Raw genomic sequence first — 12,098 nt, forward strand, 5'->3', positions numbered from 1 at the left:
AGCCCGGTGGCGAACAGCGCCGTCGCGGACAGCCTCGTGGGGTGCAGCACGTCGGGATCAGGCCAGCGGCGCCAGGACGGGCAGTCGATCATGCTCGATGAGCCAGCGCACCGATTCGAGGATCGCCGCTTCCGGCTCGTAGCGCGGGGCGTAGCCGAGAAGCGTCCGCGCCTTGTCGATGCTGAACACCTGGCTGCGCTCGAGATGGCTTCGGCTGACGTCGGCGTGCTCGGGGGTCGTCAGCTCGCGGAAGCGGTCCCAGCTCACGCTGCGCATCGCCGAGACGCCGCCGAACCATCCGGAGGCGATCTCGATGTATCCCCGCACGTTCAGCGCGGTGGGCGCGACGATGTTGAAGTCCTCCCCCGCTGCGGCATCCCGGTTCTCGACAGCTCGCTCGAACGCCTGGGCGACATCGTCGGCGTGCACATGATGCAGCGTCTCGGTGCCGCTGCCGGGCACGTCGATCGTCCGGCCCGACGACAGCGCCGTCCACAGTGTCTCGTCCAGATTGCCGAGCGGTCCGATCGGCTGCCAGCCGGGACCGACGATGTGGCCGGGGTGGAGGGAGGTGGTGATCAGTCCCCCGTCTGCGGTCTCCCGCTTGAGCAGGTCGGCGATGCGCGCCTTCTGGATGCCGTACTCGTCGTGCGGCTCGTCGGTGCACGCCGAATCCTCTGCGATCGGAAGCTTGCGGCTCGCGCCGTACCGCCACACCGAGCCGCAGTGCAGCAGGTGCCCGACTTCGCCACGGAGCGCGGTGACGAGAGCCGCGGCGGAGTCCTCGGTGAAGCAGATCAGATCGATGACCACGTCAGGATGCTGCGCGAGAACCGTCTGCCCGAACGAGCCCGCGGCATCCTCCGCTGCCCTGTCGGCGGCGATCTGGGTCACCTCACGCCATTCGGACCCGTCGGTGTACGGTGTGGCCGCACCTCTGCTCATCGAGACGACCTGATGGCCGGCACGGACCAGACGCGGAACGAGGAACGAGCCGATGTGGCCGCTGCCTCCGATGACGAGGATTCTCATGACGACGAACCTACGCGTGCACCGACCTCATCCGGTAGGCGCGGGTGAGGGCGAGGCGTCGGTCCCCTCTTCGGTGGCGCCGCCGGTTCCGACGTCGGGGGTGGGCGCGGGCTCGCTCTCCTGCTGCTCCTCCTCCGCATCCTCGGCCGCTTTCTCAGCCTCCTTCTGGGCCTTCTCGGCAGCCTTCCGCTGCTCCTCAGCAGCCTTCTCGGCAGCCTTGCTCTGCTCTTCGGCCTCCTTCTCCGCCTCCTTCGCCGCCTTCTCCTCCGCCTTCTCCTCCGCTTTGCGGTCATCCTTCGAGTCGTCTCCGCGAGCCGGGCCTGCGGGCTGCTCGGCGTCCGGGGTGTTCGTCGGTGCGGGCGGAGTCGCCGGAGCCGTACCACCGGTGTCGGCAGGAGTCGTCTGCGCCGGAACGGGGGCGGCGCCGCCGGTCATCCACGCGCCCACGGCGATTGACGCGGCGGCGACGGCTGCGGCGACCGCGCCGATCACGCCGAGGCGACGCCGTCGGGGCCGGCGCTCGGCGCCGCCATCATCCGGCGCTGCCGGCATGACGCGGGTGGCCTCTGCTGCCGCGATACCCGCTCCCGCGGCACCCGCCGCTCCCGCGGCACCCACCGCTCCCGCGGTCGGTGCCGCCATCGCCTCGGTTACGGCGTCGGACGGTGGAGCCATCGCCGCCGTCGCCGGCGGCACCGCCGCATCCGCCGCCGTAGCCGCCTGTGCCGCACCGGCCGCCAGCGCCGCGGCGGCGACCGCTGCCGGCGTGGTCGGCAGGGGCGGCGGAGCGGACGCCGCCGACAGATCGGATGCCGCCGCGAACACCTCGGATGCCGTCGGTCGCTCGCCCGGGTCGGTGGCGGTCATCGCGGTGAGCAGGCCCGACCATGCCGGCCCGAACTCCGCAGGCACCTCGGGAGGCGAGGTCAGCCTCGCCATCGCCGCGCCGATGCCCTCGAGCTGGGGGAATGCGCGGGCGCCGGTGAGCGCCTCCAGCATCACCAGGCCGAGCGCGTAGATGTCGGCTGGCGGGGCGGGCATCGCACCCTGCAGCTGCTCGGGGGCGATGTACGCCGCCGTGCCGATCACGATCCCGGGCGACGTGAGTCGCGCGGCGTCGACCAGCGCGGCGATGCCGAAGTCGGCGAGCTTCGCCCCTGAGCGGCTGGTGGGGAACGGCGCGTCGGACAGCAGCACATTCGACGGCTTGATGTCGCGATGCACGATGCCTGCGCTGTGCACGACGTGCAGTGCCTCCGCGAGGTCGATCGTGAGGGCGGCGACATCCGCCGGAGCGAGCGGTCCCTGGGCGATGCGGTCGGCGAGCGTGGGCCCGTCGACGAACTCCATCACGAGGTATTCCGCCCGCCCGGGCTGAAGCTGAGCGTCGTAGAGGGTCACGAGACCGGGATGATTGAGCGAGGCGAGAGCGGTCGTCTCGCCCCGGGCGCGACCCGCGGACGCGTCGTCGCCTTCCAGCTCGCTGCGCAGCAGCTTGATCGCGACGATGCGGCCGAGAAGGGTGTCTTCGGCGCGGTACACCCGGGCCATGCCGCCCTGACCGACGCATTCCAGGATCCGGTAGCGTCCGTCGATCAGGCCGGATGTGGGAAGCGAGTCATCGGTCGTCATCGAGTCCTCCTGTCGCCTGGTCGGGTGAGCGGCGACGACGACACACTGTACGACGAGCGAGGTGGTCGGCCCATGGGCTTGACAGCGCGCGCGATCGGCTTCGAACGCGCGCCGGGACTAGCCTTGACGGGTGAACGCTACTCCCCTCCCCCGCACGACCCCCGGATGGCGCGGCTGGACGGTGTGGGGCGTCGCCGTCGCCGCGTACGTGCTCGCGATCACCAATCGCAGCTCGCTGAGCGCGGTTGGGGTCGATGCGGCAGAGCGCTTCCAGGCGGACGCCGCGACGCTTTCGCTGTTCGCCGTCGTGCAGCTCGCGGTCTACGGCGGTCTGCAGATCCCCATCGGGGTGCTGCTGGACCGCTACGGCTCGCGCCCGATCATGGTGATCGGGATGCTGCTGATGGGACTCGGACAGTTCGTCATGGCGGTGTCGCCCAGCATCGGCGTCGCGCTGATCGCCCGCGTGCTGCTCGGCGCCGGCGACGCCGCGATCTTCCCCGCCGTCCTGCGCCTTGTCGCCACCTGGTTCCCCGCTCAGCGCGGTCCGGTGATGGGTCAGCTGACCGGGTTGGTCGGGCAGACCGGTCAGCTGATCGCCCTGCTGCCGTTGGCCGCCCTGCTGCATTCCACGAGCTGGACGATCACATTCGGCAGCATCGCCGGTCTCGGGCTGCTTTTCGCGATCCTCGTCTGGATGCTCGTGCGCAACCACCCGCCGGAGCGCAGCGCCGACGTGACGGTGAACACCGAGACCGGCGTCGTGCAGGTCATCACCTCGGCCATCGACACCGGGGTCGGCATCCGCGCCGCATGGGCTCACCCCGGCACGAGGCTGGCCTTCTGGTCGCACTTCACCACGCCGTTCGCCAGCACGGCGTTCCTGCTGCTCTGGGGCATGCCCTTCCTCACCGCCGGTCAGGGGCTGTCGGCGGCTGCTGCGGCGGGCATCCTGTCGATCAACGTCCTGGTCAGCATGGCGCTCAGCCCGGTGCTCGGAATGCTGTCGCGCCGCATCCCCACCCGGCGCTCGCTCGCCCTCGTGCTGCCGAGCGTCGGCATCCAGGTGCTGGCGTGGAGCACGGTGATCCTCTGGCCGGGACCGGCGCCGATCTGGCTGCTCACCGTGCTGGTCGTCTGCCTGGCCGCCGGCGGTCCGGCATCCATGATCGCATTCGACCACGCGCGCACCCACAATCCCGCTCATCGTCTCAGCACCGCGACCGGCGTGACGAACTCGGGCGGCTTCCTCGCGGCGCTCATCGCGATTTTCTTCATCGGCTTCACCCTCGACCTGCAGGGCGCGGGCACGCCCGACACCTATTCGCTGGATGCCTTCCGCTGGGCCTTCGCGACGCAGATCCCGCTCTGGCTGCTGGGGGCGGGATTCATCATCCGCGAGCGCAAGAGCACCCGCATCCGGATGGGACTGGACCCCGAGCGGCGGCGTCGCCGCTGACTTGCGCCGGTCGTCATCGTCGTGGCGTCCATCCGATCGGTCGTGGTCCCCCGCGTCCGCCGCGCTCGATGTCTGCCCGTGCCGACCATCCCTGGGCGCCGTCGGCGCCGTCGAACCCGCCGCGTGCCAGACGCATGCCGACGTCGTCGTGGTGCATCCGCGGCGCTCCGCCCCGGCGCACCGAGGCGCGCACGCTCCACATGTCATCGGCGAAGCCGCCTCCGCGGAAGACCCGGTACTCGTCGTACCGTTCGGGATCGAGGAGGTCCCAGCACCACTCCCACACGTTGCCGAGGGTGTCGAAGAGGCCGTTCAGGTTCGGCAGCTTCATCCCGACGTCCTGCGGTGACGGCACCCCGTCGAGCGCCGTCCAGGCGATCTCGTCGAGCGGCCCGTACTGCGGCCCGATCGATCCCGCGCGGCAGGCGTACTCCCACTCCGCCTCCGTCGGCAGGCGATATCCGTCGCTGTCGACGTGCCAGGTGACGTCCTCGCCGTCGAACGAGTAGGCCGGGTCCAGGCCCTCCCACTCGGAGGCGGCGTTGCAGAACCGAATCGCGCGGAACCAGCTGAGGTCACGGGCGGGGCGGCGCGGGTGCTCCGCCGCGATGCCCAGGACCTCGGCGAACTGCTCCTCGGTGACGGCGAACGCACCGATGTCGAAGGGCTCGAGCGCAACGGTTCTGCGCTCGTCGCGGCGCGCGTCGTGCAGGGTCACCGTTCCCGCCGGAAGGGCTTTCATCTCCCACAGGTCCATGCTCAGCCCTCCACGGCCACGGGACCGCTCCGTGAGGCGGATCCCGGCTTCGGCTCCAGCGGGACGGCGAACACCCGGAGGAAGAACTGGCACAGCGGGCCGACGAGCAGGGCGAACAGCACCGTGCCGACACCGACTGTGCCGCCCAGCGCCCAGCCGATGAGCACGACCGTGACCTCGAGGCAGGTGCGCACGAGCCAGATCGGGCGCCTCAGCCGCACGTGCAGACCGGTCATCAGACCGTCACGCGGTCCGGGACCGAAATGGGCGCCGATGTACAGTCCCGTCGCGGCCGACAGCACCAGCAGACCCACCGTGAACAGCAGCGCCTGCTGCCACAGCTCCTCACCGACCGGGATGACGAGGAATCCGACGTCGGCGGAGGGACCGACCAGCAGGGCGTTCACGACCGTGCCGATGCCCGGCTTCTGGCGGATCGGGATCCACATCAGCAGCACGATGCCGCTGATGATCGTCGTCACCACTCCGAACGACAGCGGGACATGCCGCGTGATCCCCTGGGTCAGCACATCCCACGACGCCGCCCCGAGCGCGCTGCGGACGAGGAACGCGATGCCGATCCCGTACAGGAAGACTCCGACGAGCAGCTGGAGGATGCGCCGCGGCATCCTCCGCCCGCGACCAGGCGTCACGCCGGCGTCCGCTCGACCCAGTCGGCGAACTTCGCGACTCGTCCGTCGCCCGACGAGGTGCGGGTGAGGCGACGACGCACCCAGGGGCCGACGAACTCACGGTAATAGGCGAGTCCCACCGGGCCCGCGGGATGATCGGTGCTCGGCGACCACCACTCCTCCGGCGGCTCCAGTCCCACCGCATGCAGCACGCGCGCGGCGACCCGGTGGTGACCGTTCGCGTTCATGTGCAGCCGATCCTGCGACCAGTAGCGCGGCCGGGACAGCTCGGCGTCCGGCCAGTTCAGAGCGCGGATGACGTCGGGGCGGTCCTCGAGACGCCGCAGCACGGCGGCCGACAGCGCGTCGCCGCGCCGTTGGAACACCGGACCCATGGGCAGCTGAGCGCTCGGATTTGCGCCGGAGAGGACGATCAGCGTCACCCCCTCCTCATCGCAGCGTCGCAGGACGCGCGAGAAGGCATCCGCGATGTGCTCGGTGTCGGCGTTGGGCCGGAGTATGTCGTTGCCGCCGCCGTTGAACGACAGGTGCGTGGGCCGCAGCGCCAGCGCGGGTTCGAGCTGCTCCTCCACGATCGGCCAGATCAGACGGCCGCGGATGGCGAGGTTGGCGTACTGGATGGGTTCGCCCAGGGCATCCGCCCATCCCTGCGCCGCCAGATCCGCCCAGCCGCGCACCGTGCCGTCGAGCAGCTCGTCGCCGACACCCTCCGTGAAGGAGTCGCCGATCGCCACGAAACGCACTGCCGTCATCCGTCCAGCCTATTGCCGCAGCGTGCGGTCCACGCCCCGCAGTCGCGTGCTCAGCGTTCATCGAGCGCTCGACCGCGGAGGTCGACCAGCCCCCAGGCGGCGACCGTGGCGATCACGAAGAACCCGGCGAACACCGAGAAGGCCAGAGGCGCTCCGCCCGAGGCGAGCATGACCGGGACGATCAGGGGCGCGATGATCGACGCGATGCGCCCCACTCCCGCCGCCCAGCCCGAGCCGGTGCCGCGCAGGGATGTCGGATACAGCTCGGGGGTGACCGCGTAGAGCGCGCCCCAGGCCCCGAGGTTGAAGAACGACAGCGCCATGCCGGTGGCGATGATCGCCCCCTCGCCGCTCGCGGTGCCGAACAGCACCGCCGAGATCGCAGCGCCGGCGAGGAACACCGACAGTGTCGCCCGGCGGCCCCAGAGCTCGATCAGCCATGCCGCGACCGCGTAACCGGGCAGCTGGGCCAGGGTGATCAGCAGAGTGAACGCGAAGGAGCGCACCAGATCGTACCCGGCCTGCACGAGGATGCTCGGAATCCAGATGAACGCGCCGTAGTAGGCGAAGTTCACGCAGAACCAGACGAGCCAGATGCACGCCGTGCGTGCACGGAACTCGGCCGACCACAGCGCCCCCACGCGCTGTGCGGCATTCGCGGCGACGGACTGAGCCGCAGCGATCGGGCGCGCGGTCTGCGTGCGCTGCAGGTCAGCGGCCGTCTCGAAGGTCGACACGACCCGTTCGGCCTCGGCGAGCCGCCCTCGCGAGGCGAGCCAGCGCGGCGACTCCGGAAGGCCCCAGCGCACCACGAGGGCGTACGCGGCGGGTATCGCACCGAGGGCGAAGGCCCACCGCCAGCCGTCTTCGGATGCCGGGATCACGAAGTAGCCGATGAGCGCGGACGCCGTCCATCCCACTGCCCAGAATGCTTCGAGGATGACGATCAGCCGGCCGCGGATCGCCGCCGGGGCGAACTCGCTCACGTAGGTCGATGCGACCGGCAGCTCTGCGCCGAGCCCGAGCCCGACGAAGAAGCGCAGCACCAGCAGGAGCGCCACTCCCCCAGCGAGTGCACTGGCACCGGTGGCGATGCCGTAGATCAGCAGGGTGATCGCGAACACCTGGCGACGGCCGAGACGATCGGCCAGCAGACCGCCGACGCTCGCGCCGATCGCCATGCCCACGAACCCGATCGACGCGATCCACCCGGTCTCGGCGGGTGAGAGCTGCCACTGCTGTGCGAGCACGGCGATGATGAACGAGATGAGCCCCACGTCCATGGCATCCAGCGCCCAGCCGAGACCCGAGCCGGTGAGCACGCGCAGGTGCGGGCGCGTGAACGGCAGAGCGTCGAGTCGCGACGCGATGGATGCACGGCTCGGCAGCTCGGTGTGCGGCATCCTCTCATCGTAGAGGCGCCGCGCACACCGGCTCAGCCGATGACGGCGGTGCGCAGGGTGTCGAGCCCGACCCCGCCGATGTCGAGCGCGCGCTTGTGGAAGTCCTTGAACGAGAACGCGTCGCCCTGCTTCTGCTGCACGGCATCGCGCACCTGCTCCCAGATGCGCTGACCGACCTTGTACGACGGCGCCTGTCCCGGCCAGCCGAGGTACCGGTTGACCTCGAAACGGCGGAACTCGTCGAGCATGTTCACGTTGCGGCGCATCTCCTCCAGCGCGTAGTCGTGATCCCAGACGCCCTCGCCGCTCAGGCGGGGCTTCCCGAGGTGCACGCCGATGTCGAGCACCACGCGCAGGGCGCGCATGCGCTGCCCATCGAGCATGCCCAGGCGGTCGGCGGGGTCGTCGAGGTAGCCGAGCTGCTCCATCAGGCGTTCGGCGTACAGCGCCCACCCCTCGGCGTGCCCGGAGGTGCCGGCGAGCACCCGCCGCCAGGTGTTCAGCTCGGCGCGGTTGTAGGTCGCCTGCGCGATCTACAGGTGATGACCGGGAACGCCCTCATGGTAGACGGTGGTCAGCTCACGCCACGTGTCGAACTCGGTGACGCCCTCAGGCACCGACCACCACATCCGGCCGGGGCGCGAGAAGTCGTCCGTCGGTCCGGTGTAGTAGATGCCGCCCTCCTGCGTCGGGGCGATCATGCACTCCAGCTCGCGGATCTGCTCGGGGATGTCGAAGTGGCTGGCGCCGAGATCGGCGATCGCGCGATCGCTTGTCTCCTGCATCCACTTTTGCAGCGCCTCGGTGCCGTGCAGCTTGCGGGAGGTGTCGGCCTCGAGATGCGCCACCGCCTCCTCGACGCTCGCGCCGGGCAGGATCTCGTTCGCTATCGCCTCCTGCTCGGCGATCATGCGCTGCAGCTCCTCACGACCCCACTCGTAGGTCTCGTCGAGGTCGATGCTCGCGCCGAGGAACCGGCGGGAGTTCAGCGCGTACAGCTCGCGACCGACGGCATCCTGCTCCCCGGCGACCGGTGCCAGCTCGCCGACGAGGAACTCGCGGAGCCGGTCGTAGGCGACCCGCGCCGCCCCGGCGTGGTCGGCGATGTCACGTGCGAGGGACGCGGGCAGCTGACCCTGCTCCGGCGCCGCGTCAGATGCGAAGGCGGCGAAGAAGCCGCCGTCGGCGCTGTACCGGGCGATCTGCGTGGCGACCTCGGTCACCTGCCGGCGGGCGGGGACGACACCGCGCCGGATGCCTTCGCGCAGCGTCTCGATGTAGCCGTTCAGCGCTTCGGGGACAGCGGCGAGGCGTTCGCTGACCACCGACCAGTCGTCGATCGTCTCGGTCGGCATCAGGTCGAACGCCTGACGGAAGTCCTGCGGCGCCGACGCGATGACGTTCAGATCCCTCAGGTGCCACTGTGCGTCGTGCAGCTCCAGCTGCAGCCGCAGCTCCGCCGACAGGTCGGTTTTGGTGACCCGGTCGATGTCGTCGACCGGGGTCGCGGCATCCAGCTGCGCGAGAGTCTCGCGTGCGGCCGCGACGGCGCGTTCGTGACCCTCGGGGCTGACGTCGTCGAGGCGGGCGTTCGCCTCGTTGCGCCCGATGTAGGTGGCGAGGATGGGTGAGAGATCGACCAGCGTGTCGACCCAGTTCTCGGCGATCAGGTCGATGGCGGAGGGGGTGCGCGGCTCTGAACTCATGATCTCGAGCCTAGACCCGCGCCCCCTCACGCCACGGGATCAGTGTGCGGCTTCGTTCCAGTCCCGTCCGCGACCGACCTGCACGTCCAGCGGGACCGACAGCTCGGCCGCACCCATCATGCGCTCGCGCACGACGCTCTCGACCTCGTCCCACTCTCCCGCGGCGACCTCGACCACGAGCTCGTCGTGGATCTGCAGCAGGGCGCGCGAGGCGAGCCCGCGATCGCGCAGGTCGGCATGGATGCGGTTCAGCGCGATCTTCATGATGTCGGCCGCGCTGCCCTGGATGGGGGCGTTGAGCGCCGCTCGCTCGGCGTTCTCGCGCAGCACCCGGTTGGGGCTGGTGAGGTCGGGGAACGGACGACGGCGGCCGAAGATCGTCTCGGTGTAGCCGTCTTCCTTGGCCTGCATCACCGAGGCGCGCAGGTAGTCGCGCACCGAGCCGAAGCGAGCGAAGTACTCGAGCATGAGCTGCTTCGCCTCGGACTGCTCGATGCGCAGCTGCTTCGACAGCCCGAACGCGCTGAGTCCGTACACCAGCCCGTACGACATGGCCTTGACCTTCGTGCGCATGGCGGAGGTGACCTCTTCGGGTTCGACCCCGAACACGCGCGCGCCGACGAAGCGATGCAGATCCTCACCCGAGTTGAAGGCCTCGATCAGACCGGGATCGCCCGACAGGTGCGCCATGATGCGCATCTCGATCTGCGAGTAGTCGGCGGTCAGCAGCGTCTCGTAGCCCTCACCCACCTGAAATGCGCTGCGGATGCGGCGCGACTCCTCGGTGCGGACCGGGATGTTCTGCAGGTTCGGGTCGGTGCTCGACAGGCGCCCGGTCTGGCTGCCGGTCTGCACGTACGTGGTGTGGATGCGGTGATCGTCCCGGATCGCGGTGTCGAGCGTCTCGATGATCTGGCGCAGCTTGGTCGCCTCGCGGTGCTGCAGCAGCAGGGCGAGGAACGGATGCGGGCTCGTCTCCTGCAGGTCGGCGAGCACCGCGGCATCCGTCGAGTACCCGGTCTTGGTCTTGCGGGTCTTCGGCAGCTGCAGGTCTTCGAACAGCACCTCCTGCAGCTGCTTCGGCGACCCCAGGTTGAACTCGCGACCGACGAGCGCGAACGCCTCGGCGGCGAGAGCGTCGGTGCGGGCGAGCAGCTCGCCCGAGAACGTCGACAGCACCTCGTGCGACACGCTGACCCCCGCCGACTCCATGTCGGCCAGGGCGATCACCGCGGGCAGCTCGATGTCGGTGAGCACCGCGGCCACCGATTCGGGCATCGCCTCGCGAACAGCGGCGGCGGTGCGCAGCGTGAACCACGCCTCCTGCGACGGTGTCGCGCCGTCGGTCTCGGGCACCAGCTGGGTGGGGTCGGCTTCGGGGAGCTTCTCGTCGAGGTAGCGGCCGACGAGGTGCGCGAGGGTCTTATCGGGAAAGCTCGGGCGCATCAGCCACCCGGCGAGCAGGGTGTCGTGGGCGAGCCCGCCGAGGCGGATGCCCTCGCGCAGCAGCGCCTTGACCTGGGGCTTGGCGTCGTTCAGTACTTTGGGGGCGTCTGATTCGAGCCACGGGGTCAGCGCGGCGGCGGTGTCGGGGTTCCAGCTGCACTCGTGCAGGTCGGTCTCGGTCGCCACTCCGACCCGCGTGATCGCGCCGCCGGCGATGGTGAGCAGCAGCCCCACCTCGCCGGTCTGCTGGCCGAGCCAGCCTGCGATGTCGGCGGCGGACGACTCCGACGCGGCGGGCACGGCGACCGCCGGCGCGTCGTGCACCGGTTCGTCGGGGGCGCCGACGGCCTCGAAGACCCGCGGAAGAAGCGTGCGGAACTCGAGACGGGCGAAGATGTCGCGCACGGCCTGCGCGTCGATCGGCGCGACGACCAGGTCGTCGGGCGCCACCGGCAGCTCGACGTCGTCGAGCAGACGGTTGAGCTGGCGATTGCGCCGCACGTCCTCGATGTGATCGCGCAGGTTGCCGCCGACGACGCCCTTGATCTCCTCGGCTCGCGCCAGCAGCTCGTCGAGGCTGCCGAACTGCGTGAGCCACTTCACCGCCGTCTTCTCGCCCACCTTCGGCACGCCTGGCAGGTTGTCGCTGGTCTCGCCGACGAGCGCCGCGATATCGGGGTACTGCTCGGGGCGCACGCCGTAGCGCTCGTGCACGGTGGCGGGGTCGTAGCGCTTCAGCTGCGAGACGCCCTGAACCGACGGGTACAGCAGCGTGACGTCGTCGTTCACCAGCTGGATGGTGTCGCGGTCGCCCGAGACGACGAGCACCTCGTAGCCCTGCTCCGAGCCCTGCTTCGCGAGCGTCGCGAGGATGTCGTCGGCCTCGATGCCCTCCTGTGTCAGCACCGGGATCGACATCGCGGCCAGGCACTCCTGCAGCAGCGGGATCTGGCCCTTGAACTCGCCCGGCGTCTCGGAGCGAGTGGCCTTGTACTCGGGGTAGACCTCGGTGCGGAACGAGCGTCGTGAGGTGTCGAAGGCGATCGCCATGTGGGTCGGCTTCTCGGCCTTGATGAGGTTCACCAGCATCGACAGGAAGCCGTAGATGGCGTTCGTGTGCTGGTTGTCCCTGGTGGTGAAGTTCTCGACCGGGAGGGCGAAGAAGGCCCGGTATGCGAGTGAATGGCCGTCGACGACCATGAGGGTAGGCTTTGCGGAGTCCGTCACCCTGCAAGCCTAACGAGGGCGACGGACACGT

8 protein-coding genes and 1 pseudogene are annotated in these 12,098 nt (G+C 70.1%); 1 reads left to right on the forward strand and 8 read right to left on the reverse strand.

Annotated features, from left to right (window positions below; genetic code table 11):
• Positions 1-57: 57 nt before the first annotated feature.
• Positions 58-1,032: an NAD-dependent epimerase/dehydratase family protein gene (locus V2S04_RS10490; RefSeq protein WP_413638424.1), complete on the reverse strand. Its 975-nt coding sequence runs from the start codon at positions 1,030-1,032 to the stop codon at positions 58-60.
• Positions 1,033-1,059: 27 nt separating this feature from the next.
• Positions 1,060-2,664, reverse strand: a complete 1,605-nt coding sequence (locus V2S04_RS10495; RefSeq protein WP_413638425.1) for a serine/threonine-protein kinase — start codon at positions 2,662-2,664, stop codon at positions 1,060-1,062.
• A 130-nt stretch (positions 2,665-2,794) separates the two neighbouring features.
• Here V2S04_RS10495 and V2S04_RS10500 point away from each other — a divergent pair, with 130 nt between their 5' ends.
• Positions 2,795-4,123, forward strand: coding sequence for an MFS transporter (locus tag V2S04_RS10500; RefSeq protein WP_413638426.1), 1,329 nt, complete (start codon positions 2,795-2,797; stop codon positions 4,121-4,123).
• A 13-nt stretch (positions 4,124-4,136) separates the two neighbouring features.
• On the opposite strand, the gene V2S04_RS10505 is transcribed toward V2S04_RS10500, so the two are convergent.
• From V2S04_RS10505 to polA, 6 genes and pseudogenes are all read right to left on the reverse strand, one after another.
• Positions 4,137-4,880: a formylglycine-generating enzyme family protein gene (locus tag V2S04_RS10505; protein ID WP_413638427.1), complete on the reverse strand. Its 744-nt coding sequence runs from the start codon at positions 4,878-4,880 to the stop codon at positions 4,137-4,139.
• A 2-nt stretch (positions 4,881-4,882) separates the two neighbouring features.
• On the reverse strand, positions 4,883-5,533 hold the full coding sequence (locus V2S04_RS10510) for a YczE/YyaS/YitT family protein (protein WP_413638428.1): 651 nt from the start codon (positions 5,531-5,533) through the stop codon (positions 4,883-4,885).
• Positions 5,530-6,285, reverse strand: coding sequence for a GDSL-type esterase/lipase family protein (locus V2S04_RS10515; protein WP_181417671.1), 756 nt, complete (start codon positions 6,283-6,285; stop codon positions 5,530-5,532). The genes V2S04_RS10510 and V2S04_RS10515 overlap by 4 nt, the downstream gene beginning before the upstream one ends.
• 50 nt (positions 6,286-6,335) lie before the next feature.
• Complete coding sequence (locus V2S04_RS10520) at positions 6,336-7,688, reverse strand: MFS transporter (protein WP_413638429.1); 1,353 nt, start codon at positions 7,686-7,688, stop codon at positions 6,336-6,338.
• Positions 7,689-7,720: 32 nt separating this feature from the next.
• Positions 7,721-9,394 (reverse strand): annotated as a pseudogene (locus V2S04_RS10525) (DUF885 domain-containing protein).
• Between the two features lie 39 nt (positions 9,395-9,433).
• Positions 9,434-12,040, reverse strand: a complete 2,607-nt coding sequence (polA, locus tag V2S04_RS10530; RefSeq protein ID WP_413638770.1) for a DNA polymerase I — start codon at positions 12,038-12,040, stop codon at positions 9,434-9,436.
• Positions 12,041-12,098 lie beyond the last annotated feature (58 nt).

Origin of the sequence: Microbacterium sp. OR21 (assembly GCF_047306785.1) — a bacterium.
GTDB classification, from domain to species: domain Bacteria; phylum Actinomycetota; class Actinomycetes; order Actinomycetales; family Microbacteriaceae; genus Microbacterium; species Microbacterium esteraromaticum_E.

Excerpts from the sequence above, each read along its gene's own strand:
- V2S04_RS10520 (WP_413638429.1), bottom strand. The coding sequence starts at position 7,688 with ATGCCGCACACCGAGCTGCCGAGCCGTGCATCCATCGCGTCGCGACTC.
- polA (WP_413638770.1), bottom strand. The coding sequence starts at position 12,040 with ATGGTCGTCGACGGCCATTCACTCGCATACCGGGCCTTCTTCGCCCTC.
- V2S04_RS10505 (WP_413638427.1), bottom strand. The coding sequence starts at position 4,880 with ATGGACCTGTGGGAGATGAAAGCCCTTCCGGCGGGAACGGTGACCCTG.
- V2S04_RS10490 (WP_413638424.1), bottom strand. The coding sequence starts at position 1,032 with ATGAGAATCCTCGTCATCGGAGGCAGCGGCCACATCGGCTCGTTCCTC.
- V2S04_RS10515 (WP_181417671.1), bottom strand. The coding sequence starts at position 6,285 with ATGACGGCAGTGCGTTTCGTGGCGATCGGCGACTCCTTCACGGAGGGT.
- V2S04_RS10495 (WP_413638425.1), bottom strand. The coding sequence starts at position 2,664 with ATGACGACCGATGACTCGCTTCCCACATCCGGCCTGATCGACGGACGC.